This is a genomic window from Amycolatopsis sp. NPDC034160, assembly GCF_055575355.1.
In genome coordinates this window covers 135,391-161,617 of the sequence record NZ_JBVISU010000009.1, presented here as the reverse complement: position 1 = coordinate 161,617, position 26,227 = coordinate 135,391, and the positions used below count along the sequence as shown (strand labels likewise).

The window sequence follows — 26,227 nt, the reverse complement described above, 5'->3', positions numbered from 1 at the left end:
GGAATCGCTGGACCTGGAGCGACTCCAGGAAATACGGGCGTTGCGCGGGGGATGGCAATCCGCTAGCGTGAAAAATGAAGCGGATGATTATCCGGTTCAGTCCGTGAACGGACTACCCACCACCACAACCTACGCCGTCCGGCCACCCGGCTGTGACGATCCGCGGAAGGGATTCAGTGGACATCTCACTCGAAGTCAACGGCCACACGGAACACCTGAGTGTCGATCCGGGTGTGACGCTGCTGGACGCGCTGCGGGAGCGGCTCGCGGTCACCGGTCCGAAGAAAGGCTGCGACCGGGGGCAGTGCGGCGCCTGCACGGTGCACGTCGCCGGACGGCCGGTGCTCTCCTGTCTCACTTTGGCCGCCACCGTGAAACAACCGGTGACCACGGTCGAAGCACTGTCCACAGGGGACGAACTGCATCCGGTCCAGCAGGCGTTCGTCGATCAGGACGCCCTGCAGTGCGGGTTCTGCACGTCCGGGCAGATCATGTCGGCGGTCGCCGCCGTCGAACAGGACGTTCAGGACGTCCGGGAATTCATGTCCGGCAACCTCTGCCGATGCGCGGCCTATCCGAACATCGTCGCCGCGATCGAACAGGCGAGGCGGGCCGATGCGTCCCTTTGAACTGACCGCACCCAAGACCGTCGAAGCCGCGGTCACCTCGCCGGGCACGTTCTTGGCCGGCGGGACCACCCTCGTCGATCTGATGAAACTCAACGTCCTGGCGCCGAGCCAGGTCCTGGACATCAACGAGGTGCCGTTGCGCGGCATCGACATCTCCGACGGGTTGCGGATCGGCGCGCTGGAGCGGATGGGCGACATCGCCGGGCACCCCGGCGTGTACCCGGCGATCTCCCGGGCGCTGCTGCTCAGCGCTTCCCAGCAGATCCGGAACATGGCCAGCATCGGCGGGAACCTGCTGCAGCGCACCCGCTGCTCGTACTTCCGTGACGTCACCATGCCGTGCAACCGCCGGGAGCCCGGCAGCGGCTGCCCGGCGATCTCGGGCGCCAACCGCATGCACGCCGTGCTGGGCACGAGCGATTCGTGCGTGGCGACCCATGCCAGCGACGTGGCCGTCGCCCTGGTCGCCCTCGACGCGGAGCTTCGGCTGGTCAGCGCCACCGGGACCCGCACCGTCGAGCTGGCCTCGTTCTACCGCTTGCCAGGGGACACCCCCGAGGTGGAGAACGAGCTGCGCCCCGGCGAACTGATCGCCGAAGTCGTGGTTCCCCCGTTGGCGTGGGCGTCGAACTCCACGTACGTCAAGGTGCGGGACAGGCAATCCTACGAGTTCGCGCTGTGCTCCGCCGCGGTCGCGCTGGACGTGCGGGACTCGCGCGTCGTCGACGCGAGGGTCGCGGCCGGTGGCGTGGCGACCGTGCCGTGGCGGCTGCCCGAGGTCGAAGCCGCCTTGCGCGGCGCACCCGTGACGGCAGCCGCTTTCGAGGAGGCCGCTGCCCTGGCCGCCGAGGGGGCGCGGCCGTTGTCCGGGAACGGATTCAAGATGTCGTTGCTGCGAAGGACCATCGTCCGCGCACTGCTCGAGCTGACCGAGGTGAGCCACTGATGACCAGCAGGGTGGACGGGCCGCTGAAGGTCACCGGTCAGGCCAAGTACGGGGCGGACCACACCTTCCCGGGGCTGCTCCACGGGTTCGTCGTGACCAGTTCGATCGCCCACGGTGAGATCGAGGCGATGGACGTCAGGCTGGCGAAGGGAGCTCCGGGCGTGATCGGCGTTTACACGCCTTTCGATCCGCTGGAGTTGCGCGTCCCGGTCACGCCCTTCTTCGGCGAGACTTGGGTTCCGTTGCAGGACAAGGAAGTCGTCTACCGGGGACAGCCGATCGGCTTCGTGGTGGCCGAGACCTACGAACAGGCCCGCGACGCGGCGATGCTCGTCGACGTCTCCTACCTGCCTCGGCCCGCGCTGACGTCGCTTCAGGACGGACTGGCCTCGGCCGAAGACGCCCCTGCCGCACGGAACGGCGAGCCGCCGTCGCTCGAAATCCTCACCCCCGGCGTGGAGTCCATCGAGGACGCGCTGGCCGCGAGCCCGGTGGTCGTGGAAGCCACCTATTCCACCGCGCCCCAGCATCACGCCGCGATGGAACCGCATTCCGCGGTCGCGGTATGGGGCCCCGGCGGCTTGACGGTCTACAGCGGCAATCAGGGCTCCCACCTCCAGGCGGCGGAACTGGCAGGCGCGCTGGGCACCGAGCCGTCCGAGGTGCACGCGGTCAACCCGTTCGTGGGGGGTGCGTTCGGCGGCAAGGCCCGTACCTCCGCGCCGGCCTTCCTGGCCGCGGCGGCGGCCAGAGTCCTCGATCGGCCGGTCAAGGCCGTGCTCAGCCGGGAACAGGTCTTCACCGCGACGGCTGGCCGGGCCGCGACCGTGCAGAAGATCGCCCTCGGCGCGGAGCACGACGGCACGCTCAACGCGCTGCGTCACGACTCGTGGGCCAGCACCGCGATGGACCGGTCGTTCGTCGAGCCGACGTCACACGGCACCTCGCGGGAGTGGTACGCCACCCGGAACCTGGCCATCAGCCAGAAGATGGTGCCGCTGAACATCCCGCCGACCACCTTCATGCGGGCGCCGGGCGAGGCACCCGGCTCCTTCGCGCTGGAGAGCGCGATCGACGAGCTCGCGATCGCGCTGGGCATGGACCCGGTCGAGTTGCGTCAGCGGAACAACTCGACCGCGCCACCCGGCAACGATCTGCAATGGTCGAGCAAACACCTCGACGAATGCTTCCGCGTCGGCGCGGCCCGGTTCGGCTGGGCGGATCGCGCTCCACAGGGGCGGGTCGACGGCGACTGGCTGGTGGGCCTCGGCACGGCCACCGCGATGTTCCCCGCCCTGCGGTTCCCGGCCACGGTCGAGATCACCCTGCGGCCCGACGACACGGCCGTCGTCGCGACCAGCGGTGCGGATCCGGGTACCGGCCTGCTGACCGTGCTTTCCCTGGTGGGCGGGGAATCGCTGGACATCTCCCCGGACCGGATCGTGCCGAAGCTCGGTGACTCGACGCTGCCGTCCGGCGGCCTGTCCGGCGGTTCGACCGCCACCGCGAGCGCGGGATCCGCCATCATGATCGCCGCCGCCAAGGCGATCGACGATCTGCTGGGACTGGCGTCGGCCCCGGGCGCGCCGTTCGACGGCATGGAAGTGTCCTATGCGGACGGCCGGGTGCTGGCCGGAGACCGGACGATGACCTTCGGTGAGCTGTTGCGGAGGATGAACCGCCCGTCGATCTCCGCGACCGGTTCATCGGCTTCCGGCGAAGAACTGACGAAGCATTCGTTCAGCTCCTTCGGTGCCCAGTTCTGTGAGGTCCGCGTGCACAAGTGGACGCGCGAGATCCGGGTGTCCCGGATGCTCGGCGTGTTCGACGCCGGCCGGATCATCAACCCGAAAGCGGCTCGGAGCCAGCTCATGGGGGGCATGATCTGGGGAGTGTCGGCCGCTCTGCACGAGGGACTGGAGCTCGAGGCCGACGGGCGCTTCGCCAACGGTGACTTCGCGAGCTACCTGATCCCGGTGAACGCGGACATTCCTGAGGTCGACGTCCACTTCGTCGAGTATCCGGACACCCTGCACAACCCGGTCGGCGCGAAAGGACTCGGCGAGATCGGCATCGTCGGGATGGCGGCGGCGGTCGCGAACGCCGTCCACAACGCCACGGGGATCCGGGTACGGCACATTCCCATCCTGGTCGAGGATCTACTCGATCAGGGGTAGGGCCGGCGAGGGGAGTGGTGGTCCCTTGACTGTCCACAACGGACGCTCCCCTGCGCGGAGGGTCGTGAGTAGCGATTCGGGTTAGAGCCGAGAGTATTTTAGGTACCTGCGGTGGGTGGGTCCGATAGTGGCCGGGCCGAGCCGTCACCGGCAGCCTCAGTGACACCACCAGCCACAGCGGCGGCGCGTGAGGGCCCCCTTTCCCTGGGGTCAGCCGAGAAACTCGACCTTCACACCTTCCCCAGTACATGATGGCCCCCTTCCTTGCGCTAGGCGCAAGGAAGGGGGCCATCATGTACTGCACGCCAGCAAGGCGGTAGGTACGAGTAGGTACCTAAGAGACGGTTCGGTTGTTGAGGGGTAAGGCAAAGGTCATGTTGCGAGTGACGTCGGTTCGCGCCGCGGCCTGATGTCCCCAATGTGGCATGGGGGACGCTGACCGTCTCCAATGCCGCATTGGGGACATGCCCGCCTCCCGATTATCTGCTCACACCGCCAGGGGTGACCGACCCTCCCCGGCCCTCAAAAAGGTGTCGCGAAAGCCACTTTCGGGACATGTGATGTCCCGAAAGTGGCTTTCGCGACACCTTCGGGACGCCACTGCCCAGTGCCGAAGCCTGATGCCTAACGTCTCGCAGGCCCTCCCGACCACGCCACGTTTGCCTTACCCTTCAATAGAACCCGCATCGCCACTCACGACCACCCCGGCCCACTCGTCATCGAACGCCTCAGGTCAGGAAGTCCGCGAAGGCCTCCTTTCCCGCCACGAGAGTCAAGGGTCCCGGCAAAGTCGGGATATTGCCAGCCTGATTTTGGACGCCGATAGGGCTTCAATGTCCACAATGGACATTATCCGACGATTGAGTGTCCGGTTGACGTCTTTATGTACGGTTCCGCGGCGGGTCGTGAGTGATAACGAGGGTTAGAACGAGCCAAATCATTCACGACCCCCTCGCGAAACCGTACCAATCGACCAACCCGGGCACCTTCGTCGCGAGCAGTGTCCCTTATGGACAGTCAAGGGCCGGTTGAGACTCTCGTGCGCGCCGGCTCCATCGCGACACGTTCGCCTTGTCGCGCTGTGGCAGTGGCGCCGACCGGTATTCGCGGGCACGCCTCCTTGCGTTACCTCTCAAGAGAACCCTCTTTGTCACTCACGAGTCCCCCTCGCGCCGCGGCCTGCCGGGCTCGGTGGTTGGCGACGTTGACGCGGTTCCCGCACAAGCCCGGCATGCAGTAGCGACGCCGCCCCGGTCGGGTGGTGTCGATGAACGCTCCTCGGCAAGTGGGTGCGCCGCAGGCACGAAACCGTTCGGCGCCAAGAGTCCGTACGACGCCGAGGATGCCCACGCCGCAGGCCAGCGAGAGCGCGTCGGCGACGGTCGCGCCCGGCCGGAGTGAGGCGGTCCACCGGGGTGGCGAGTGGTCGGCGAGCAGGGTGATGGCGCCGACGGGAGCCGTAAGTGCGGAGGCGCCGGCGACAAGACGGTCAGGCGAGGGATGGTCGATCAGCTCTCGTACCGTCGTGCGCAGCCCGTGTACCGCTCGCAGGTCGGCGCCCCGGGCGCGGCGGGCGAGCTCGGTCAGTGGATCAGATCCGTGAAGCTCGATGAAGGCGACTAAAGACGTCAGGTCCGGTAGGTGGTCTTCGCCGTGCCAGACCTCCGCGGCGGTGTTGGCCAGTTCTGTAGCGAGGCCCGCCGCCCAGACGTAATCGTCCAACGCTACTTGCATCCCTTACCGACCTCTCGTACGTTCACGGTAAACAGGTACTTTAACCCTTACCGGAAGGTCGTGTCCGTGGAGATCGACGCTTTGGTGTTCGACGTGCTCGGCACGCTCGTCGACGAGCCGGCCGGGATCCGCGCCGGTATCCGTGACGTCGTACCGGACGCCGACGTCGACGGGTTGCTCAAGCTCTGGCAGGACCATGTCGAGAGCGAGCAACAGCGCATCGTCGAAGGTGGCAGGCCGTACGTGGCCAGCGACGTTCTCGACCGTGAAGCCGCTCAGCTCGTCGCCGCTGCCTGTGACCGTGATCCCGGCGAGTTCGCGATGGCCGGACGACGGCTCCCGGCCTGGCCCGACACCGTGTCCGGGCTCGCCAGGCTCGCCGAGCGGTTTCCGCTGATCGGACTCTCCAACGCCAGCCGGGCCTCCCTGCTCCGTATCAACGCCCACGCGGGCCTCCGCTGGCACCAGGCGCTCTCCGCCGAGGACGCTCGGACCTACAAGCCGGACCGGGCCGTCTACGAACTCGCCGTCAAGGTGAGCGGTGCGCCCCCGGAGCGCTTGCTGATGGTCGCCGCCCACGCGTGGGACCTGAGGGGAGCGCGGGCCGCCGGTCTGCGGACCGCCTACGTCGCCAGGCCCGTCGGGGACCCTCCATCGCCTTCGGACCGCTTCGATCTCCATTTCGATGATCTCGCCGGCCTCGCCGACCGGTTCGGCAGGTGGTGAGACAGAACTGTCGGTGCCTCCCGCTAGGTTCTTCCCAGTCCCCACCGAGGCACCCCCGCAAGGAGAAGATGCGTTGTCAGACTGGGAAAGAGCGAGCACGGCCAGGGTGTTGCCACCCGCCCGTCCGCGCAAGCTCGCCAAGGTCCCGTTCGTCGAACTGGCCGACGGGCGAGTACAGGGCGTGGTGTCCAGCGGTTCGGACATCGGGCGCGTGTACGTCTCGTCGGTCGCGGCGGGCACGTACGAATTCGCCTGTAGTACCAACAACAATCGGCCCTGCGGCGGGGCGAGGGGCATGTTCTGCAACCACATCCTCGCCTTGCTCAACGAATCCGCTCTTCAGTACGGCGCCGAGCGGGTCGCACGGTATCTGCGGGTGGAGGTCGCGGCCGAAGAGCTGACGGCCCAGGCCATCTCGCAGGCCATGAGCGCCACCGGACCGTCGCAGGGCGACAGTGCCGCCGCGTCCGTGTTCAGCCAGTTCCTGCGGCATCTGGCGTACCTCGAATTCGAGCCGTCGACGACGCCCGTGCCGGAGCTGCAGTGGTTCCCGCAGACCAGGGCGGTGGTGTGATGAGGATCGATCTGCTCAGTGACCCGATCGCCGGGCTCGACGAGGCTTTGGCGGCGGTCGACGCCTTCGATCACGTGCTCGTGGGCGGTTTGCTCCGGCCACAGAAGACCGCCGGATTGACCGGCCTGGCCGACGCCGTCGCGGGGGCGCCGCTGGCCGTGCGCGTCGCCGAGGCCGCCGAGAAGACAGCGGCCGGTGCGGCGGGGGAGGAGCACTTCGTTTCCCTCGCCGCGGCGAGGATCGCGGTGTTCGGCTCGGTGCACGACGCACTCGTGCACCGGCTGGCCGAGGCGACCGGGCGGCCGCCCGGCGAGGAACCCGCACCGGATGCCGCGTCGACCGAGTCGCCGAATCTGCTGGCCGCTGCCCGATCGTGGCTTTCCGATCTGGCCCGTGCCGGCTGGCAGGGCATCGATCACGACCTCGTTTCGGCCGCCGCGCCGGTGATTTCCGCGCTGCTCGCGGAACCCGGCCTGCGCCGGCTGGCGGTCCTGCTCGACGGCTTCGCGGCGGAACTCGCCGCGTCCTGCCCCGGCGCGGCGCTGGAGCGGGTCCCGGTTCGGCGCTGGGGTGACCTCTGGTCGCGCGGGATGCTGCTGACGGTGCCCGGGGTGGCGGCGACGCCCGCGATCGGCACGGTCACGGGCCGCCTTCTGCCGCTCGGCGTCGACCTGCTCGAACACGCGACGGCGGCGCAGGCCCAGGTCCACGCGGTGTTCGAACCGGAGGACGGCGGCGCGCCGCGGCTCGTGCGCGCGAGTGTGACCGCGCCGAAGCCGGACACGATCATCGGCGCCGGTATCTGGCAGCTGCTGCGCCCGCGGCTGTCGCTGCTCGCGGCGGTCAGCGAGGGCCGCTCGATGGACCTCGTCGACATGCCGGTCACCGCGGAGGGCGACCTTCTCTGGCGGGACGAGCAGGCTCGCATCGGTGAGCCCGCGGACGCCTTCGCCACCGCGCGAGTCGCCCTGGCCACCGCCACCACGCCGGTGGTCGTGCCGCTGGACCGGCATCCGGCGTGTATCGCTGTTCCCGTCTTCCTGGAGGGTTATGGCATCGAGGGTGACGAAGACGCGCTCACGTTCACTTTCGCCGGGAATCGCCTCGCCGTCGACACCGATCGCATCCCCGCCGCCGGCCCGCTCATCCCGAAGGCGGTCGCGAACTCCAGCGCGTGTCTCGGCCTGATCCGGTGGGACGACGGTGGTTTCCGGCTCCAGCCGCTCGCCGTCGAAACCACCGTGCGCAAGAAGACCACCGCCGTGCACGCCGGAGCGTGGGCCGGGGGCACCACGGACAAGGCCGGGCTGAAAGCCGAGAAAGCGGCCATCGACGCCGCGGCCGTACTGCGCGAACGCGCCGGAAGGCTGCTGCGGAAATGACCGAACCCGAAGACAACCGCCGCCAGGTCTTGTACTGGCGTCTGCTCGCCCGGCTTTTCGACACCGACGAACAGGCCTCGCTCGAAGCGGCGAGCGTGGCCGTGGTCGAGGACATCGGCCTCCCGGCCGCGGTGCTGGACCCGAACGTCGCCGTCGACTCGATCGTTCAGCGTCATCCGGAGCTGGCCGCCGAATTCGACGGGCTGATGGTGCCCGAAGCCGAGGACCGCCGGGACAAGGTCGCGGAAGTGCGGCGTGCGGCGCTGGTGTCGAAGGTGCTGCTCAACGTCTTCGCTCAGGCGCCCAGCACGGTGACGGCCGGGCAGCTGTCGTCCTGGCAGGCCGACGCGGGCTGGTTCGAGCGTGCGCTGGGGTGCCGTCCGGGCGAGCTGCGGGGCGGTCGTCCTGGGGGAGCGCCAACCGGGCTCGGTGGCACCGGCGGGGGCGGGACACCCGATCTGAGCACGCTGCTCCCGGCGATCGGGCCGGAGCTCGGCGCCATCGAGGCCGACCTCGTCAAGCGGATGCATCTACGTGAGGTGCTCGCCGATCCCGCGCTCGCGGCGAAGCTCAGCCCGAGTATGTCGCTCATCGAACAGTTGTTGCGGGACAAGGACAATCTGTCCGGAGTTGCGCTGGCCAACGCCAAGTCGCTGATCCGCCGCTACGTCGACGAGATCGCGGAAGTCCTGCGCACCCAGGTCGAGAAGGCCTCGACAGGCAAGGTGAACCGTTCGGTCCCGCCGAAGCGCGTGTTCCGCAACCTCGACCTCGACCGGACGATCTGGAAGAACCTCACCAACTGGAGCCCGGAAGAGGAACGGCTTTACGTAGATCGCCTTTACTACAAGCAGACCGCGAAGAAGACGACGCCTCAGCGGCTCATCGCGGTCGTCGACCAGTCCGGCTCCATGGTCGACTCGATGGTCAACTGCGCGGTACTGGCCTCGATCTTCGCCGGACTGCCCAAAGTGGACGTTCACCTGATCGCCTACGACACCCAGGCACTCGACCTCACCCCGTGGGTGCACGACCCGTTCGAAACCCTATTGCGCACCAATCTCGGCGGCGGCAACGACGGCATGGTCGCGATGGCGCTGACCCAGCCGAAGATCGCCGAGCCCGCCAACACCGTGGTGGTGTGGATCTCCGACTTCTACGAGACCCGCGTCGAGCAGCTGTTCGAGAGCATGGCGGCGATCCACCGCTCCGGGGCGAAGTTCATCCCGGTCGGCTCGGTCACCAGCGCCGGCCGCGGCAGCGTCAACCCGTGGTTCCGTGAGCGCTTCAAGGACCTCGGCACGCCGGTGATCTCCGGCCACATCACCAAGCTCGTCCACGAACTCAAGACCTTCCTCACCTCCTGACTTCCTGAACTTCTCGAAAGGCACGACATGTCCGACGTCCTGCGCGCCCCCGCCGAACTCAAGTACGCCGAAGAGCTGGATTGGCTGGAGTCGATCGACGACAGCCCGAAGCCGTTCGCCTGGCGTCTGTCCCCGAAGATGGTGCGCCTGTTCGTCCTCGGCGCCGAACGCGCCGATGGCCTCGATCGCGAGATCGCGCAGAAGTGGTTCGGAGACCGCAGCATCGTCGAGCGAGCCATCGTCACGCTCGCCTCGGACCGGGGGCTGCTGCTGATCGGTGATCCCGGCACCGGCAAGAGCTGGCTCGCCGAACTGCTGGCCGCGGCGATCTCCCGCAACTCCACGCTCGTCGTCCAGGGCACGGCGGGGACCACCGAGGACCACATCAAGTACTCGTGGAACGTCTCCATGGTCATCGCCAAAGGCCAGTCGCGCGAGTCGATGATCCCGTCGCCGATCATGACCGCGATGGAGGCCGGATCGATCGGTCGCTTCGAGGAACTGACCCGGTCCACCAGCGACGTGCAGGACGCGCTGATCTCGATCCTGTCCGAGAAGTACATCTCGGTGCCCGAACTGGACAGTGACGGCATCGTCTTCGCCAAGCCCGGGTTCTCCGTGATCGCCACCGCCAACAGTCGCGACCGGGGCGTCAACGACCTGTCCTCCGCGCTCAAGCGCCGGTTCAACTTCGTCCGCATCCCGGTGGTGACGAACAAGAAGAGCGAGGCGGAGATCGTCCGCTTCCGCACCGAGGAGCTCCTGCACCGCCATCAGATCGAGCTGGACGTGCCGCCGACGCTGCTCGACGTGCTGCTGCGCAGCTTCGGCGACCTGCGTGCCGCGGCGGCGTCGGCGGGCAGCGACGACGAGAAGCTGGAGTCCGCCTTGTCCACCGCCGAACAGATCGGTGTCCTCGAAGACGCGGTGCTGCACAGCAACTTCTTCGGGGACCGAGCCTTGACCGCCCGTACGCTCGCGTCTTCCCTCGTCGGCTCCCTCGCCCGCCGTGAGCCGGAGGATCTGGCGATCCTCAACAAGTACCTGCACGGCGTCGTCGAGCCGCGCAGCAAGGACGAGGGCGGGGACTGGCCGGAGTTCCTCGACGGCGGCCGCGACGCGATCGCCACCCTGTCGTGAGCGGCGCCTTCGAGGCGTTGCGCGGCCAGTTACGGGAGGCCGCGGCCGCCTTCGCCGACGGGCCCGGCGCGCTGGAGGGCATCCTGCTCGGGCTCGTCGACGACGTCGATCGCGCGGTGCGGGAGCCGTTGGAGATCTTCCCGGTCTGCCACCATTCCCCGGCTTCGGCCGTGGCGATGGCACGGCGGCTGCGGGAGAAACAGCCGAAGGTCGTCTACCTCGAACTGTGCGAGGACATGGCGCCGCTGCTGACCGAGCTGCGCAACTGCCGCCTTCCCGTGGCGGTACAGGCTTTCGCGACGGACGTTAAGGGGTTCCCGGCCGAGTGGGCGCCGCTGTCGGTGGTCGCGCCGATCACCGAGGCCTCGGCCGAGTACCAGGCGATCGCCTACGCGCTGGACACCCCGGGGGTCGAACTCGTCCTGGTCGACCGGTCGGCCGACCACGTCTTCCAGTGGGACGAGCGTGAGCAGCCCGCGGATCCGGACGCGCCGCCCGCCGAGGAGGAAGCCGCGTTGCACGGTGACGCGGTCGGGGTCGAGATCGGCGATCTGCGGCCCCGGTTCGCCGAACTCGAGGAACACCTGCTGCGTCACGGGCGGGTACGGCATTGGTCGGAGTGGTGGCACCAGTACGTCGAGCTGCCGCTTGGCGACAGCGACCACGACACCTATCGCCAGGTCATGTTCCTGATCGGCAGCCTGTTCCGGCGGCTCGCTCCCGGAGACACCCGTCGAGTCCGGGTGGACGAGGATCGCGAGCGCTACATGTGGACCCGCATGCGCGAGCACCTCGCCGCTTCGGGCGCCGACCCCTCGGACTGCCTTTACGTCTGCGGCGCGTTCCACGCCGCCAGCCGGGTCGCGGAGTTCGGCATCAAGGGCACGGACGGGTTCGTGATCAGCCCGCGCAGCGCGAGCACGTGGCAGTACGGGCTGATCCCGTCGAGCCACGCGTCGATCGAGGCGCAATTCGGCCTGGCCGGGGGATCGGTCTCGATCGCGGCGACCGAATGGGCGAAGAACCTCAAGCGCACCCGCGTGAAGCAGTTCCAGCTGGACGGACAGGTGGGCGGGCCGAAGCGGAAGAAAGCCGCCGGGCTGCCCGAGCCCACCGCTGATCCGGTCTCCTCGGATCAGTTGACCGGCTTCCTGCGGCGGCCACCGGTCCTGGACGAACTGGACGAGGCCGAGCTGCTGGGCTGGTCGGTCGAGATCGTGCGGGCCGCGCGCCGCAACGGGTATCTGTCCTCGACAGCCGACGCCATCGCGGTGTTCGAGACGTCGATCCTGCTGGCGGGTCTGCGCGACCGGGCGAAGCCGACGCCCTACGACTTCCAGGACGCGGCCGTCACCTGCATCGAGAAGGACGTCGTACCCGGCAGGCGCGACGTGCGCCGCCTCGTCGAGATCATGATGGGCGGCGACCGGATCGGCCAGGTCGGCTACGACGCGCTTCCGCCGCTGGCGCGCGACGTGCACGACAGGCTCGCCCCGCTGAACCTCAAGCTGCAGCAACGAGGTGTGCAGCGGGCGCTGCTCGACATCGCGACGCGGCCGGAGCTCGAGCCTTGCTCCGATCTGCTGTGGATGCTGCGCTACCTGATGCCGCACGGTGCCGCGCGGCCGATCATGGGGGAGCGGCGGCTCGGCGAACGGCCGATCCAGGAGTCGTGGGATCTGGCGCTGGTCACTCACCAGCGAGCCCTCATCGAACTGGGCTACGAGGGCGTCAGCATCGAACAGGTGCTGGAGCAACGGCTTCGGCGCGCCGCCTACCATCCGCAGGCCACCGCGGCGAAGGTGCTCGGAGCCGTCGAGGACGCGACGCTCTATCTGCGCAGTGCCCGGTTGGCGGGGGAACTGGGCACCCGTGCCCTGGAGGTCCTGGCCACCGAACGCACCGTGGACGGCGCTCCCGAAGTGCTGCGGCGGGTGCGGCGGCTGCTGGCGCACTACCGGACCAGTGAGCCGGTCCTGCCTCGGTGGATCGAGGAGTTCGTCAGGACGGGCTACGCGCACTACTGCACCCTGCTGCCCGCCGCCTTCGCCGACGAGGAGGCCGGTGTCGAGCAGGTCGCCGCGATGCTGGGCTTCCTGTTCAGCATGGAGGCGCTCGCCCTGTCACTGGGATGCGACCGCACCCAGCTTGAACTGGCGATCACCGGGTCGCATCCGCAGGAGCCGTCGAAGGTGGCGCTGCTGTGGGCGGCTCAAGTGCAGCTCGGCCGGCTCTCGCGCGCGGAGCTGCGCGAGCGGTGCGCGGGGCTGCTGGCGAATCCGTTGGTACTGCCCGCTTATCCGCGCTATCTCAGCGGGTTCGTCCACGCGCTGGAACCGGCGCCGGGGTTGGCCGACTTCGTCGTCGAGGCGGTGTCGAACGCTTTCGCCGAGCTGCCGGACAGGTTGCTGCTGCCGTGGTTGCCGACGTTGCTCACCACACTGCGGTCCCGGGGCGCGGAACTCGTGCCGTTGCTCGTCCGGGAGGCGGGACGGCTCTTCCCCGGCCGTCTCGCGGCGCTCGACGAATGGGTTCCGCCGTGGAAGACCCCACCGGAAGCCGTTGCCGTGACCAGGAAGGCCTCCGGGACCGGCTTGGCGCTGCTGGCCGCGCATCCGGCGACCTGTGACGCCGTCGCGAACCTGCTGGGTTGCGAAGGCGAGTGGGTCGCCCCCGGCGCGGCTCCGACCGGTGCGGCGCTGATCGGTCAGTACCCGGAGACCGCCGTGGCACTCGAGGAGGTGCTCACGGCCGTGTGACCACAGTGGACGGTCACCGGCGCCCCGCGAAAGAAGGCGCCGGTGACCATCGGCCCTCAGTCGGCGACCCCGCTGCCGTGGAAGCCCAGCGGCACGGCCTGGCAGGTGGGCGCGGGTCCGGGCGGTGAGTGAATTCCGGCGCCCGCGTCTCGAGGAACGGGGCTGTTCGCGCGTCACCGCCGTGGTCTCCGGTGGAGGCTTACGGCGAGGAAGGCGTCGAGGACGACGACGTCGAGTTCGGCCTCGGCCGCATCCTGGACGGCATCGAGGCGCTCATCAGCCGCCGGTGAACAGGCCGTCGAGCCGGTAGTCGACGATCTTCGCCGCCTGTTCGGTGGTGTAGGCGTCGACCAGGATCCCGGTGAGGAGTCCGGCGGACATGGTCGCGAGCGTGTCCGCTTCCAGCCGGGGATCGAGGTGTGCCGGGACGGCGCCCTTCGCCTGCGCCTGCCGTAGGAGTTCGGCGAGGGCTCGCACCAGATGTGGCAGCAAGGCTTCTTGATCCGGTGCTTGGCCACCGCGGGTGACATCGACGGCGAAGTAGGCGATCTGGACCGCGGCCAGCATGCGGCCGCGTTCATCGGTGGGCAGGACGCCGGTCAGGTAGGCCCGTACGATCGCGCGTTCGTCGCCGGTCTTCATCGCCTGTCCGATGCTCGCACCGGCGCTCTCCCCGGTCAGCTCGACGATTCGCCGCCAGGCGAACCGCAGCATCTCCTCCTTGGTCGGGAAGTAGTACTGGACCAGGTTCATCGAAATCCCCGCCTCCGCGGCGACCGCACGCAGCGTGACCGCTTGCAGGCCCTGGGCGGCGGCGATCCGGAAGAGGGCTTCCGCGATCTCGCGCCTGCGCTCTTGGTGGTCCACACGTTTCGGCACGCGATCACTCTTTCACGTCGGTGGAGCTGGCCGGGAGCGGCCACCGACTGTTATGGTGCAAGTGCACTATAACATCGAGGAGGTGCGATGCTGGGGGATTTTCCGGACAAGAAGGCGGAAGAGCGGTTCTTCGCCGTCTACGACGACGTCCTGCGAAGGTGGCCGATTCCCGCCGAGGAGCTGGACATCGAAACCAGGTTCGGCCCGACCAGGGTCCGGCGGTGCGGCGCCGAGCGGGGCACGCCGATCGTGCTCCTGCCGGGAGGGCGGGGCACCTCGCTGTCGTGGTATCCGCATATCGCCGAACTCGCTCAGCGGCACCGGATCTACGCCGTCGACACGATCGGTGAACCGGGCCGATCGCTGCAGGCGGCTCCGCTCGAGAACTCCGAAGACTGCGCGGACTGGCTCTCGGAAGTACTCGACGGTGCCCTCGCCGGTTCCGGCCACGAAAAGGCCCACCTCGCCGGTGTTTCGCGCGGAGGCTGGCTTTCGCTCAATCTCGCCTCCCGGACCACCGAACGTATCGCCGGTGTCGTCACCTTCGAGGCGTCGGGGTTCGGGGTGATCGGCCGGAGCTTCATCTGGTGGAGCCTGGGGGAGATCTTCCGATGGTTCCTGCCGAAGTGGCTCCTCCGGCTGATCGCCTCGGGGGATCCGGAGGTGCGGCACATCCTGCGCCCCTTCCTCTTCGCCGCCCTCAAATACCGGGATCAGCTGCCCGAGATGCACCTGTTCGGCGACGACGAGCTGGCGTCGATCGACGTGCCCACCCGGATCGTCGTCGCCGAACGCAGTGTCATCCACGATGCCCGGCAGGTGGCTGCGCGCCTCGAAACACTGGGCTCGCACCTTCGCGTCGAGGTCGTGCCCAAGACCACGCACGGGCTGTCGCTCGAGAGGCCGAAACTCGTCACCGCCCGGATTCTCGAGGCGGCGCAGGAACGTCACGCCGACGCGGTGGACTGACTCGGCGCGGGATCCGGCCACGACGGGGACCGGCCCAGCAGCGCCACGATAGTGTCCAAAGTAGACGTTCCGGTCGGCTTGACGGCCGGGCCGAAGGCGGCCCCCGGCGCCACCCGGATCTTTCCGTCGGGAATCGACTCCGCGAGCTTCAGTGCGACGTCGAGTACCTCTTTTTCGAAGCTGACGGGCAGGCCCTGGGTCTTGGCCACATCCCAGGAATGCACCACGTAGTCGATGAAGTGGAAGCCCAGGGCCTTGTCCGCGGTGAAGGTGAATTCCGTGGAGAACTCCGGAAGGGTGAACTTGCGGTCTTCGAGGTCGTGGACGGCGAAGGCGCTCAGTACCCGCTTGACCGACGCGCGGTAGTCGGCGACGGGATCGTCGCCGAGCGGGATCGGGCGCCAGTGGGCAGGGTCCGCGCCGTCGCCGTCGGCCGCGGCGGCGAAGCCGTAGTGCTGGGTGGCCATATGGGACAGGAGGCCGTGCAGGGTCCAGGAAGCGCACGGCGTCGTCCTGGTCAGGTCTTCGGGAGTGACGCGTGCGACGAGGTCGAGGCTTTTGCGGGTCGCGATGGCGTCGAGGAAGCGAAGCTCGTTGGTGTGCATGCGCATATCATCTACATATGCGTACGAGTTAGTCAACCGGATTCGCGGTCCGGGTCGGTATGGTCTGCGCATGGCGGAGCAGCGGAGGCCGGATCTCGCGGCGATGCTCGGCGGGCTGATGCGACGGCTGATGGCGGCCGAGTCGCCGGTGCTGGCCGAGCACGGGTTGACCATGTGGGGCTACGTGGTGCTCAGCGCGCTCGACGACGGGCCCGTCCGCGCGCAGGCCGCGCTCGCGAAGGCGATCGGCGCGGACAAGACAAGGATCATCGGCACCCTCGACAAGCTTCAGGAGGACGGGCTGATCACCCGCGAGCCGGATCCGAACGACCGCCGGGTCCGGCTGCTGGAGATCACCGACGCGGGCCGCGCCGCCCGCCGGTCGGCTCAGGCACGGATCCAGGAGCAGGAGGAGCGGCTGCTGGAGCGGTTGCCTCCCGCTGACCGCAAGGCGTTCCTCCGCGCCGCGCGTGTGCTGTCCGAAGTGTCAGGTCCCTGAGGCCGGGACTGCCCGCGTCTTCGGGTCGCGCTTGAACCAGCCGAACAGCGACACGGCGACCGCGAGCGGTCCGCGCCAGCTCCGGTGAACGTGGCGACATAAGGGCCGATCACGCGAGCGAACGCTCGGGTGCGTCGCTGCGCTTCGGGGCTTGCCGTGGTCATGGCGCCATCCCTTCTTCGGATGCGGCCGATAGCCGACCTGATGGAGTGCGGCCCGGAGGTAGCCCTCGGCGTCGGCGGGCGCACTGGTGTCCGGACAGGTCGCGAGGTGTTGCCAGAGTGCGCCGGTGAGCAGATCGAGCAGGACGTCCGGATCGACGTGTCCGGGTGGGTGCCCGCTGTCGCGCGCACGGGCAAGCACGTCAGGTCCGATAGGTGCGGCGGGAGGTCCCCAATGTGGCATTGGGGCCACTGAACGTCTCCAATGCCACATTGGGGACACCGGCATGGAGGCGGCACGCCAAGCGGCCCCGCGAACCGCTGCTCGCGACCTTGCTTGGAGACCGAATAGCCGCCAACCAGGCGTTTCCCAGCCCATACGCGTCTTATGGACTCCCAAGAGCATGTGCCCGCTCAGCGCGGCGCGCGGATCGATCGCGTGCAGAAGGGCGGCTGATTCCACCGGAGGACTGCTATCCGGTGAGGCACTGACCGGCCGCTGATCGGGCACGGGCATGCTGGGTGGACAGACCACGGAAAGGGGGAGCCATGCCGCCACTCGTCGTGCACGGCCTGTGGTCCCCTCGCCGGGGGATCGTGCTGTGGGGTGAGCACGGTGACCGGCCGGCGACGACGTCGATGCGGCCGTCGAGTTCGGCCCGGCCGCATCCGTTCGCGGCGTCGGTGGCGGATCTGACGGCGCTGCATCCCGGCAAGCCGGCGTCGGCCACCTTGCTGTTGCCGTCGCGACGTGGTGGCCCGGTCGCCTCACCCGAGCTGGGTGTCCGCGGCCGTCCTCAGCAGGAACTGTCGCTGGAGCCCTGGTCGGTGCCCGCGATCCTGATCGATCCGTCCGAATTGGACGATCCGGTCGACTCGGTCCACTACGGCACCTCTGTCCGGCACCTTCGCGCCATCGCCCGGTTCGCGGACGATCTCGTGCGCCGCGGCCGGGTGCTGCCCACCCTCGTGCGGACCGAGGTCGTGGCGCGAGCGCGGTGGCGGCCGGTGGCCAGAGGCGGTGACGCGGTCGCGCTCCGGGCGCTGATCGCGGCCACCCCGCCGGTCGGCCGGGCCGAACACACCGAACCGGATCCGGCGGCGCTCGTCACCGACGCGCTCCACAGCCTGGTCGACGCCGCCGTCCGCGATCGGCTGGCCGCCGCCGGTCACGCCACGGAAAGCGATGGGCGCGAAGGACCGTTCGGATCTTGGCTCCACGCGCTGAAGAGCGCCGACGACCGGATCAGCCAAGCGCCGGGACGGATGGGGATCGTCGCCGAGGGGATCGCGGCCTGGGACGCGGTCACCGACACCGACCTGACCGAGGGCACCGTTTGCATCCGGCTCGACGAGGTGCCCACCCTGTACGGGCCGGTCGACGATCCCGACGACCAGACCGGCGACGGCACCAAGTGGCAGCTGCGGTTCCTGCTGCGCTCCACGGCCGATCCGAGCCTCCTTCTCCCGGCCGAGGACGTCTGGTCGGGCAAGGCGGGCGCGCGGTTCACCGACCCCGAAGGGCTCTTCGCCGCAGAGCTGGGGCGTGCCGCAGGAGTGCTGCCGTTGCTCGCTCCGGCGGTCCAGACCGATAGACCGGGTATCTACGACCTCACCGTCGCCGAAACCGTCGAGTTCCTGGACGGTGGCGCGGAGCGGCTGGTCGCGGCCGGTTTCGACGTCGAGCTCCCGGCGAGCTGGGGTGGCAGGCGCAAGCTCGCGCTCAAGCTGTCCGTCCGCGGCGCGCCCGTCGACCAGGCCGCCGTGTACCGGCTCGGCCGTCATCAGCTCGCCTCGTACCGCTGGTCGCTCGCCGTCGGGGAGGACGCCCTGACGGACGAGGAACTGGCCGGGCTCGCCGCCGCGAAGTCGTCGCTGGTGCGGTTGCGCGGCCGGTGGGTGAGCGTCGATCCCGAGCTGCTGCGCGCCGGTCTCGAGTACCTGCGCCGCGACCCGGACCGCGAGAAGCCGCCGCTGCCCACCCCGGCGGAGCTGCTCGCCCTGCTCCACGGATTCGACGACACGCCACTGCCGGTCACCGAGGTGACGACCGACGGCTGGATCGACGACTTCCTCGCGGGGCGGGTCCACCGCGTCATCGAACCGGTCGAGCCACCGCCGACCTTCCTGGCGACCCTGCGGCCCTATCAGGAACGAGGCGTCGCCTGGCTTTCGTTCATGGCTTCGATCGGGCTCGGTGCCTGTCTCGCCGACGACATGGGCCTCGGCAAGACCGTCCAGCTTCTCGCGCTCGAAGCGATCGAGCGTGCACGCGCCGAGTGCGGACCGACGCTGCTGGTCTGCCCGATGTCCTTGCTCGGGACCTGGCAGCGGGAAGCGGCCAAGTTCGCCCCCGATCTCCGGGTGACCATCCATCACGGGGCCGCGCGGGACCACGGCGCCCGGCTGGCCGCACGCGTCGCGGCCGCCGATCTCGTCGTCACCACCTATTCGACCGCCGCCCGGGACGCCGACGAACTCGCGGGCACCCGGTGGCACCGGCTGGTGCTCGACGAGGCGCAGGCGGTCAAGAACCAGAACACCGGTCCGGCGCAGGCGCTGCGGCGGATCCCGGCGGAGCACCGGGTCGCACTGACCGGCACGCCGGTGGAGAACCGGCTCGCCGATCTCTGGTCGCTTTCGGATCTGCTCAACCCCGGCGTTCTCGGGGGCAGGCAGGATTTCCGTGAGCGGTTCGAGGTACCCATCGAACGCCGGGGCGATCTGGCCGCGGCCACCGAACTGCGCCGGCTCACCCGGCCTTTCCTGCTGCGCCGGCTCAAAAGCGACCCCACCGTGCTCGTGGATCTGCCCGAGAAGATCGAGATCGTCCAGGAATACCGCCTCACCCGCGAGCAGGTCACGCTCTACCGCGCGACGGTGGACGAGATGATGACCAAGATCACCGACAGCGCCGGGGTCAAACGGCGCGGCAACATCCTCGCCGCGATCACCAAACTCAAACAGATCTGCAACCACCCCGCGCATTTGCTGCACGACGGCTCACCGCTGGAGAACCGCTCCGGAAAGGTCAACCGGCTCGAAGAACTCCTCGCCGAGATCCTGGATTCCGGTGACCGTGCGCTGTGCTTCACGCAGTACGCCGAGTTCGGGCATCTGCTCGTGCCGCATCTGTCGAGCAGGCTGAACGCGAAGATCGCGTTCCTGCACGGCGGGTTGTCCCAGCAGCGCCGGGATGCGATCGTCGAGCATTTCCAATCGGGTACCGGGCCGCCGATCCTGCTGGCGTCGCTGAAGACCGGGGGAGCTGGGCTGACTCTCACCGCCGCCACCCACGTCCTCCACCTGGACCGCTGGTGGAATCCGGCGGTCGAAGAGCAGGCCACCGACCGTGCCTTCCGCATCGGTCAGCGGCGGAGCGTCCAGGTGCGGAAGTTCGTCTGCCCCGGCACCATCGAGGAACGGATCGACGCCGTCATCACCAAGAAGGAGTCGCTGGCCGGGATGGTCGTCACCGACGGCGAAGACTGGCTCACCGGGCTGTCCACCGACTCGTTGCGGGAGGTCTTCGCGTTGGGACGGGAGGCGGCGGATGACTGACCGATTCCGGCGCACCCTCGACGAACTCGGCGTCCACAAAGGACTTGTGCCGCCCTGTCGCGTCGACAGCCTCGCGGTCGGGCCCGGCGCCGCGGTCGCCCAGGTGCGCGTGACGCGGCAACGGTTCTACGAGGCCCGCATCGGACTGCCGACGTTCGGCAAACAGGTGTGGACGGCGGTGACCGCGGCCGTCGTCGAGGACGAGGTCACGACGGCGGCCCTGCTCGACGGACGGGTGCCGGACGACATCGAACGCTTCTTCACCGCGGAGCAGGTACCGCTGTTCCCGGAAACGAGGGAGTTGTCGCTGGACTGCACTTGCCCCGGTACGAAGGTTCCGTGTGATCACCTCGTCGCGGGCCTGATCGCTTTGGCGGACGAGACCGGCAGCGATCCGTTCGCGATGTTCGCCCTCCGCGGCCGTGACCGGACCACCCTGCTCGAAGAGATCGGACGACAGGCGGGCGCCAGGATCACGGCACCGCCCACTGAAGCGGAGACACCTGGCCTCGCCGAGGTGATGGACGACTTCTTCGACTGGGGCCCGGCGGGTGAAGTCACGGGGTCGGCCCGGCGACAGCCGCCGGCCGGGGCCGCGCTGGGGCTGCTCGGTGAGGTGCCGCCGCTCGTGGCCACGGTGGACGGAACCTCGGTCACCGAACTGCTCCGGCCGCTGTACCGGGCGCTCACCGGCCAGGAGTGAAGAACCTCTGTTCGGCGTCCCCGAGATCGGCGAAGTAGGAATCGACCAAAGTGTCGTCCACTTCGGCCAGGGTCGCCGGGGACCAGCGCGGTGAGCGGTCCTTGTCGATGATCTGTGCCCGGATCCCCTCGGTGAATTCGGCCGAGGAGAACGCACGGTGCGAGACGCGGTATTCCTGCGCCAGCACGGTCTCCAGGTCGGGCAGCGAGGCCGCGGTGCGGAGCGCGCGCAAGGTCACCTTCAAGGCGGTGGGTGACTTCGCTTCGATCTCCTTGGCGGTGGTGGCCGCCGCGTCGCCTCCGGCGCGGAGCCGGGAGAGGATCTCCTCGACCGTGTCCGCCGCGTAACAGTGGTCGATCCATTCCGCGTCCGCGGCCAGTTCGCTCGGCGGCGCGGGTTCGGCGATCAGCTCCAGCGCGGTGTCCGGTGTGTGCGACGTGAGCGCGTCGAGCAGGTCCGGGATTCTTTCACTGCGCAGAAAATGATCAGCGAGTCCACAGTGGATCGCGTCGGCCCCGCTGATCGACCCCGCCGTGAGGGCGATATGCGTGCCGAGTTGTCCGGGAGCGCGGGAGAGCAGATACGTGCCGCCGACATCGGGGACGAAACCGATGCCGACCTCGGGCATGGCGACGCGGGAGCGTTCGGTGACGATCCGGTGGCTGCCGTGCGCGGAGACGCCGACCCCGCCGCCCATCACGAGACCGTCCATGAGCGCCAGGTACGGCTTGGGGTAGCGCGAGATCAGCGCGTTCAAGCGGTATTCGTCGGCCCAGAACCGCAGGGAGGCGGAACCGCCGCCGCGGGCGTCCTCGTGGATGGCGCGGATGTCGCCGCCCGCGCAGAGCCCGCGTTCACCGGCGCCGTCGATCAGCACGGCGTGGACCGCGGGATCGGAGCGCCAAGCCTCAAGACGCGCGGTGATGGCACGGACCATGTCGTGGTTCAGCGAGTTGAGCGCACGCGGCCGGTTCAGGGTGATCCTGCCGATTCCACTGTGGACGGAGAACAGCACGTCGTTCATGAAACCTCCTGAGGGCATCTTAAAGTAGGACGTCCGACTGATCGGCGATGGGCCGACCATCGGAAAGGCCCACGCGAATACGGTCCGGTCTGGTAGATCTCGGGTATGAGTGATCAGCCGACCGCGGCGGAACTGGCCGAAGACCTTCTCGACGCGCTCGCCGCCGAGACGCCGCTGGAGGCGACTCTGGAGGGCATTCCCGGGCACGACGACGAACTGCGGGACGTCTCGGAGGCGGGTGACGGCCGGTTGCGGGAGCGTGCCGCGAGAGTGGCGGACCTCGCCGCCCGCTCCACCGATCCCGACCGGGTGACCCTCGGTGTGGTCGCCCATCACGCGGAAGGCCTGCTGGCCAGGCTGGAGTCCCGGCTCATCGAGTTCACCATGGCCGAACCCATGGCGGCCGAGGGCGCCGCCGCGCTGACCTGGCTTCCCCAGCTGGCTCCGTCAGGGGTGAAGGCCGAGGAGGACTACCTGACGAGGCTGGCGGCGGTCCCGGAGTTCTTCGGCACGCTGGCCGACCGGTTCCGCGGTGGGCTGGAGGCGGGCCGCACGCCGGTGGAGCGTGCGGTGCGCAACGCCATCGCCCACGTGGACCGGTTCCTGGCCACCGAGCCCAACGCGCTGCTGGTCCCGCCGCTGACCGGGGACCGGGTGGCGCGGCGGGAGCGGTTGTTCGCCGAGCGGGTCCGGCCGGCGCTCGTCACCTATCGCGAGACACTGGCGCGCGAGATCGCCGGACGTGGGCGTCCCGACGAGCGGCCGGGTCTTTGCTGGCTCGAAGGCGGGAAGGAGAGCTACGCGCGGCTGGTCCGGATGCACACCACCAGCGGGCATACGCCGGAGGAACTGCACCGTATCGGCCTCGAACTCGGACGTGACCTGGACGAGGAGTACCGCCGGATCGGCACCGCCGTCTTCGGTGACGGCGATCCCGCGGCGGTCCGGCACCGGCTGCGCACCGATCCGTCACTGCGCTGGCGGGACGCGGACGAGATGCTCGCGGCCGCCGAGGCCGCGATCGCCCGGGCCACGGCCGCCGCACCCGCGTGGTTCCGCCGGACGCCGTCGGCCGCCTGCGTGGTGCGTGCCGTATCGGAGGCGGAAGGGCCGGTCGCTCCGGCCGCGTACTACGTGCCCCCCGCCGCGGACGGCAGCCGTCCCGGCACGTACTTCACCAACACCCATCGGGTGACCGACCGGTTCCGGTTCGTCGCCGAAGCCACCGCTTTCCATGAAGCCGTTCCGGGGCATCACTTCCAGGCCGTCGTGGCACACGGCCTCACCGGTCTGCCGCTGCTGCGGACGGCGATGCCGCTGTCGGCCTACGACGAGGGCTGGGCGCTGTACACCGAACGGCTCGCCGACGAGATGGGCCTGTACTCCGACGACCTGATGCGACTGGGCATGGTCGCCGAGGACTCCGTGCGCGCGGCGCGGCTCGTCGCCGACACCGGGCTGCACGCACTGGGCTGGACGCGGCAGCAGTGCGTCGACTACCTCAGCGGGCACTGTGTGCTCAGCGACGTCGAGGTCCAGTCCGAGACCGACCGGTACATCGAACGTCCCGCCCAGGCGCTCTCGTACATGACGGGCAGGCTGGAGATCCAGCGGCTGCGCGCGTTCGCCGAAGAGCGGCTGGGGGAGGCCTTCGACATCCGGGACTTCCACGACGTCGTGCTGGGCCAAGGGCAGGTGCCGTTGCCCGTGCTCGGTGACGTCGTCCGGGACTGGGCCGGCGCGGAGTCGCGGTAGCCGGAGCTTCTTTCCGTGCCGGGCACGCGGCGCCGGGGAGCCGCCCCGGCGCCGCGTGGTCCGCCTCAGTCGCGCTTGGCGAGCGTCGCGACTTCGGCGTCGGACAGCGGCCGGTCGTAGAGCCGGACGTCGTCGACCGCCCCGCGCAGGAAGTCGACCTGCTGACCGCCGTACTGACCGCGGCCGATCACCGTGTGGCCGGTGCTCTGCGCGGCGGAGCAGGCGTTCTGCGAGGCGACCTTCTCGCCGTCGACGTAGAGCGACAACGTGCCCGCTTTGGCGTCGCGGACCCCGGTCAGGTGGTACCAGCGACCGACTTCCGGCTTCTCCGGTGACAGGGCGCGGAGACCGACGAAGCTCATCGCCCACCGCTGGTCCTGCCCGGAGTACTGCAGGAAGAACGCGCTGTCGCGGCCGGTGTCCTGGCTGACGACGGTCTGGAACGCGCCGCTCGCCTCGTCCAGCTTCGCCCACGCCGAGACCGAGTAGCTGCCCGCCGTGTCGACGAGGCCGGCGCCGGTGTCGGCCTGTCCGTTGCCCGCGAAGGCCAGCGCGCCGCCTTCGACACCGCCTGCCCACTGCGCGTTGGTCAGCGTGGCGTGCGCGGTGCCGACCGAGTCCGCGGCACGGGATCCGGTGCCTTCGTCGAACTTGTAGGCGTGCACACCGGTGAGTCCCGGGGTACCGGGGCCGGGGTCCGGAGCGCCGGAACCGCTGCCGTCGGCGTTTCGGATGATCGCCTGGTTGACCGCGCGCACCTGCGCGAAGTCCATCTTCTTCACCTGCCTGTCGTAGGTGAAGAAGCCGTTGACCTCGTGCTCGACGTCGGTGATCTGCGTGTAGATCGATCCGCTGATGCCACAGCTCTGCGCCGACGCGAGCACGTCACGCTGGTTCTGGACGTAGCGGCTGTTCAAGGTCGCCTGGTCCTTCACCATCTCGTAGGCGTGGCCCTCGCCGAACCACATGTGGTCCTTGACCTCGAGACCGTAACCGCCGTGTTCGCCGTCGATCGAGATCCGCTTGCCGTCGGGCATCGGCTTCGCGGGTCCCGGGTAGGCGTGCCAGTCGATGACGTCACCCTTGCCGGAGTCGCCGAGGGAGTCACAGCAGTTGACCCCGCTGTGCGCGTTGACCAGCCTGGTCGGGTCCTGTGCCTTGACGTCGTCGGCGATCCGCCCGGTGGTGTCGCGCGACCATTCACCCCAGCCTTCGTTGAACGGCACGTATCCGACGATCGAGGTCCAGTTCTTCTTCTGTTCCACCAGTTCCTTCAGCTCGACCTCGAACTGCTTCTGCGCGTCGGCAGGCGGCCGCCCGCCGGTGCGCATCGACGGCATGTCCTGCCAGACGAGCAAACCGAGCTTGTCGGCGTGGTGGTACCAGCGGTCGGGCTCGGTCTTGATGTGCTTGCGGACCGTGTTGAACCCGAGCACCTTGTGCTGTTCGAGGTCGAAGCGCAGCGCCTGGTCGGTCGGCGCGGTGTAGATGCCGTCCGGCCAGTAGCCCTGATCCAAAGTGGACTGCAGGAAGAGGATCTTGCCGTTGAGCGTGAACCGGAGCTTGCCGTCGGCGCCCTTCGCGGTGCCGAATTCCCGCATGCCGAAGTAGGACGACACCTTGTCGACGGTGCGGCGGCCGTCCTTCAGTTCGACGTCGAGGTCGTAGAGGAAGGGCGAGTCCGGCGTCCAGAGCTTCGCCTTGGGTACCGGCAGCGAGATCGTCCCGGCAGCGGACGCCTTGCTGCGGCTGACCACCTTGTGGCCGTCGCGAACCACGGCTTCGACGGTCAGGCCGGGGTTCCCGCCGGTGTCGACGGTGAGCTTGAGCGTGGAGGACTCGAGGTCGGGGACCATGCCGAGCGTGCCGATGTGCCGGGCCGCGACCGGCTCCATCCACACCGTCTGCCAGATGCCCGAGGCGCCCTCGTAGAAGATGCCACGGTCGGGGACCAGGCGCTGCTTGCCGACGGGTTGCCAGGTCGCGTCGGCGCGATCCTCGACGCCGACGATGATCTCCTGCTCCCCCTGGGGTTTCAACGCCGAGGTGACGTCCGCGGAGAACGCGCCGTAGCCGCCCTGATGCGAGGCCACCTCCTTGCCGTTGACGTAGACCTTCGCCTTGTAGTCGACGGCGCCGAAGTTGATCCGGAGAGTGTTGTCCTTGCCCACGTTCCAGTTCCTCGGCACCGTGAACGTGCGGCGGTACCACATGTGGTCCTCATGCCGCTGGATACCGGAAAGCGCCGATTCGGTGGGGTAGGGGACCAGGATCTTCTCGGCGAGCCGGTCGCCGAACGGCGGGACCTCACCGGGAGCGGCACCGGCGAATTCCCAGAGCCCGTTGAGGTTCTGCCAGTTCTCGCGCACCAGCTGCGGCCGGGGGTACTCGGGCAGCGCGTTGGACGGCGACACCTGATTGGTCCACGGCGTGGTCAGGCGTGGCTTGCCCATCTTCCAGCCGCTCTCCGCTGCCGTCGCGGAGCCCGACGTCAGCGACAGCGCCGTGAGGGTGGCGACCGCGAGGGTCAGGGTTTTGCGGAAGCCTCCGGAACTTCGGGACTTACCTCGGGGGCGATGCGGTGACAACGTTGACAACATCTGCTCGACACCCTTCTCCGGGGACGGCCAACCTCGG

Annotated in this window: 20 protein-coding genes; 14 read left to right on the top strand and 6 right to left on the bottom strand. The window is 69.0% G+C overall.

Annotation, left to right across the window (positions count from 1 at the left end):
- Positions 1–176: 176 nt before the first annotated feature.
- The 3 genes from ACZ54P_RS19995 to ACZ54P_RS19985 are packed head-to-tail and all read left to right on the top strand — an operon-like array spanning position 177 to position 3,752.
- The gene (locus ACZ54P_RS19995; RefSeq protein WP_465463046.1) at positions 177–629 is read left to right on the top strand and encodes a (2Fe-2S)-binding protein; all 453 of its coding nucleotides are present in this window, start codon (positions 177–179) and stop codon (positions 627–629) included.
- Positions 616–1,575 (top strand): FAD binding domain-containing protein, encoded by a 960-nt coding sequence (locus ACZ54P_RS19990; RefSeq protein WP_465463045.1) that lies wholly within the window; start codon positions 616–618, stop codon positions 1,573–1,575. The genes ACZ54P_RS19995 and ACZ54P_RS19990 overlap by 14 nt, the downstream gene beginning before the upstream one ends.
- Positions 1,575–3,752, top strand: a complete 2,178-nt coding sequence (locus ACZ54P_RS19985; protein WP_465463044.1) for a xanthine dehydrogenase family protein molybdopterin-binding subunit — start codon at positions 1,575–1,577, stop codon at positions 3,750–3,752. Before ACZ54P_RS19990 ends, ACZ54P_RS19985 begins: the two co-directional genes overlap by 1 nt.
- 1,125 nt (positions 3,753–4,877) lie before the next feature.
- On the opposite strand, the gene ACZ54P_RS19980 is transcribed toward ACZ54P_RS19985, so the two are convergent.
- On the bottom strand, positions 4,878–5,486 hold the full coding sequence (locus tag ACZ54P_RS19980; protein WP_465463043.1) for a CGNR zinc finger domain-containing protein: 609 nt from the start codon (positions 5,484–5,486) through the stop codon (positions 4,878–4,880).
- A gap of 66 nt (positions 5,487–5,552) precedes the next feature.
- Between ACZ54P_RS19980 and ACZ54P_RS19975 the strand changes: the two genes are divergently transcribed.
- The 6 genes from ACZ54P_RS19975 (at position 5,553) to ACZ54P_RS19950 (ending at position 13,434) form a co-directional block, all read left to right on the top strand.
- Positions 5,553–6,212: a haloacid dehalogenase type II gene (locus ACZ54P_RS19975; RefSeq protein ID WP_465463042.1), complete on the top strand. Its 660-nt coding sequence runs from the start codon at positions 5,553–5,555 to the stop codon at positions 6,210–6,212.
- A 73-nt stretch (positions 6,213–6,285) separates the two neighbouring features.
- Positions 6,286–6,786 (top strand): hypothetical protein, encoded by a 501-nt coding sequence (locus tag ACZ54P_RS19970; RefSeq protein WP_465463041.1) that lies wholly within the window; start codon positions 6,286–6,288, stop codon positions 6,784–6,786.
- On the top strand, positions 6,786–8,168 hold the full coding sequence (locus ACZ54P_RS19965) for a hypothetical protein (protein ID WP_465463040.1): 1,383 nt from the start codon (positions 6,786–6,788) through the stop codon (positions 8,166–8,168). The genes ACZ54P_RS19970 and ACZ54P_RS19965 overlap by 1 nt, the downstream gene beginning before the upstream one ends.
- Positions 8,165–9,535 (top strand): VWA domain-containing protein, encoded by a 1,371-nt coding sequence (locus ACZ54P_RS19960; RefSeq protein WP_465463039.1) that lies wholly within the window; start codon positions 8,165–8,167, stop codon positions 9,533–9,535. Before ACZ54P_RS19965 ends, ACZ54P_RS19960 begins: the two co-directional genes overlap by 4 nt.
- Positions 9,536–9,562: 27 nt before the next feature.
- Entirely contained in the window at positions 9,563–10,675 is a 1,113-nt protein-coding gene (locus tag ACZ54P_RS19955; RefSeq protein ID WP_465463038.1) for an ATP-binding protein, read from the top strand.
- Complete coding sequence (locus ACZ54P_RS19950; RefSeq protein WP_465463037.1) at positions 10,672–13,434, top strand: DUF5682 family protein; 2,763 nt, start codon at positions 10,672–10,674, stop codon at positions 13,432–13,434. The genes ACZ54P_RS19955 and ACZ54P_RS19950 overlap by 4 nt, the downstream gene beginning before the upstream one ends.
- A 276-nt stretch (positions 13,435–13,710) precedes the next feature.
- Here the strand turns inward: ACZ54P_RS19950 and ACZ54P_RS19945 are convergent, their stop codons facing one another.
- Complete coding sequence (locus tag ACZ54P_RS19945) at positions 13,711–14,313, bottom strand: TetR/AcrR family transcriptional regulator (RefSeq protein WP_465463036.1); 603 nt, start codon at positions 14,311–14,313, stop codon at positions 13,711–13,713.
- Positions 14,314–14,400: 87 nt separating this feature from the next.
- Here ACZ54P_RS19945 and ACZ54P_RS19940 point away from each other — a divergent pair, with 87 nt between their 5' ends.
- Positions 14,401–15,282: an alpha/beta fold hydrolase gene (locus ACZ54P_RS19940; RefSeq protein WP_465463035.1), complete on the top strand. Its 882-nt coding sequence runs from the start codon at positions 14,401–14,403 to the stop codon at positions 15,280–15,282.
- Here ACZ54P_RS19940 and ACZ54P_RS19935 read toward each other — a convergent pair.
- Positions 15,261–15,887 carry a TIGR03086 family metal-binding protein gene (locus ACZ54P_RS19935; RefSeq protein ID WP_465463034.1) on the bottom strand — a complete coding sequence of 209 codons (627 nt, stop codon included), beginning with the start codon at positions 15,885–15,887 and terminating at the stop codon, positions 15,261–15,263. The genes ACZ54P_RS19940 and ACZ54P_RS19935 overlap by 22 nt on opposite strands.
- Before the next feature lie 70 nt (positions 15,888–15,957).
- On the opposite strand from ACZ54P_RS19935, the gene ACZ54P_RS19930 reads away from it, so the two are divergent.
- Positions 15,958–16,386: a MarR family winged helix-turn-helix transcriptional regulator gene (locus ACZ54P_RS19930; protein WP_465463033.1), complete on the top strand. Its 429-nt coding sequence runs from the start codon at positions 15,958–15,960 to the stop codon at positions 16,384–16,386.
- Here ACZ54P_RS19930 and ACZ54P_RS19925 read toward each other — a convergent pair.
- Positions 16,375–16,749: a TetR family transcriptional regulator C-terminal domain-containing protein gene (locus tag ACZ54P_RS19925; protein ID WP_465463032.1), complete on the bottom strand. Its 375-nt coding sequence runs from the start codon at positions 16,747–16,749 to the stop codon at positions 16,375–16,377. The genes ACZ54P_RS19930 and ACZ54P_RS19925 overlap by 12 nt on opposite strands.
- Before the next feature lie 347 nt (positions 16,750–17,096).
- Here ACZ54P_RS19925 and ACZ54P_RS19920 point away from each other — a divergent pair, with 347 nt between their 5' ends.
- Positions 17,097–20,108, top strand: coding sequence for a DEAD/DEAH box helicase (locus tag ACZ54P_RS19920; protein ID WP_465463031.1), 3,012 nt, complete (start codon positions 17,097–17,099; stop codon positions 20,106–20,108).
- Positions 20,101–20,811, top strand: coding sequence for an SWIM zinc finger family protein (locus tag ACZ54P_RS19915; RefSeq protein ID WP_465463030.1), 711 nt, complete (start codon positions 20,101–20,103; stop codon positions 20,809–20,811). Before ACZ54P_RS19920 ends, ACZ54P_RS19915 begins: the two co-directional genes overlap by 8 nt.
- Here ACZ54P_RS19915 and ACZ54P_RS19910 read toward each other — a convergent pair.
- On the bottom strand, positions 20,795–21,835 hold the full coding sequence (locus ACZ54P_RS19910; protein WP_465463029.1) for an enoyl-CoA hydratase/isomerase family protein: 1,041 nt from the start codon (positions 21,833–21,835) through the stop codon (positions 20,795–20,797). The genes ACZ54P_RS19915 and ACZ54P_RS19910 overlap by 17 nt on opposite strands.
- 105 nt (positions 21,836–21,940) lie before the next feature.
- Between ACZ54P_RS19910 and ACZ54P_RS19905 the strand changes: the two genes are divergently transcribed.
- Positions 21,941–23,590, top strand: a complete 1,650-nt coding sequence (locus tag ACZ54P_RS19905) for a DUF885 domain-containing protein (protein ID WP_465463028.1) — start codon at positions 21,941–21,943, stop codon at positions 23,588–23,590.
- A 65-nt stretch (positions 23,591–23,655) separates the two neighbouring features.
- Here the strand turns inward: ACZ54P_RS19905 and ACZ54P_RS19900 are convergent, their stop codons facing one another.
- Positions 23,656–26,190, bottom strand: coding sequence for a LamG-like jellyroll fold domain-containing protein (locus tag ACZ54P_RS19900; RefSeq protein ID WP_465463027.1), 2,535 nt, complete (start codon positions 26,188–26,190; stop codon positions 23,656–23,658).
- Positions 26,191–26,227 lie beyond the last annotated feature (37 nt).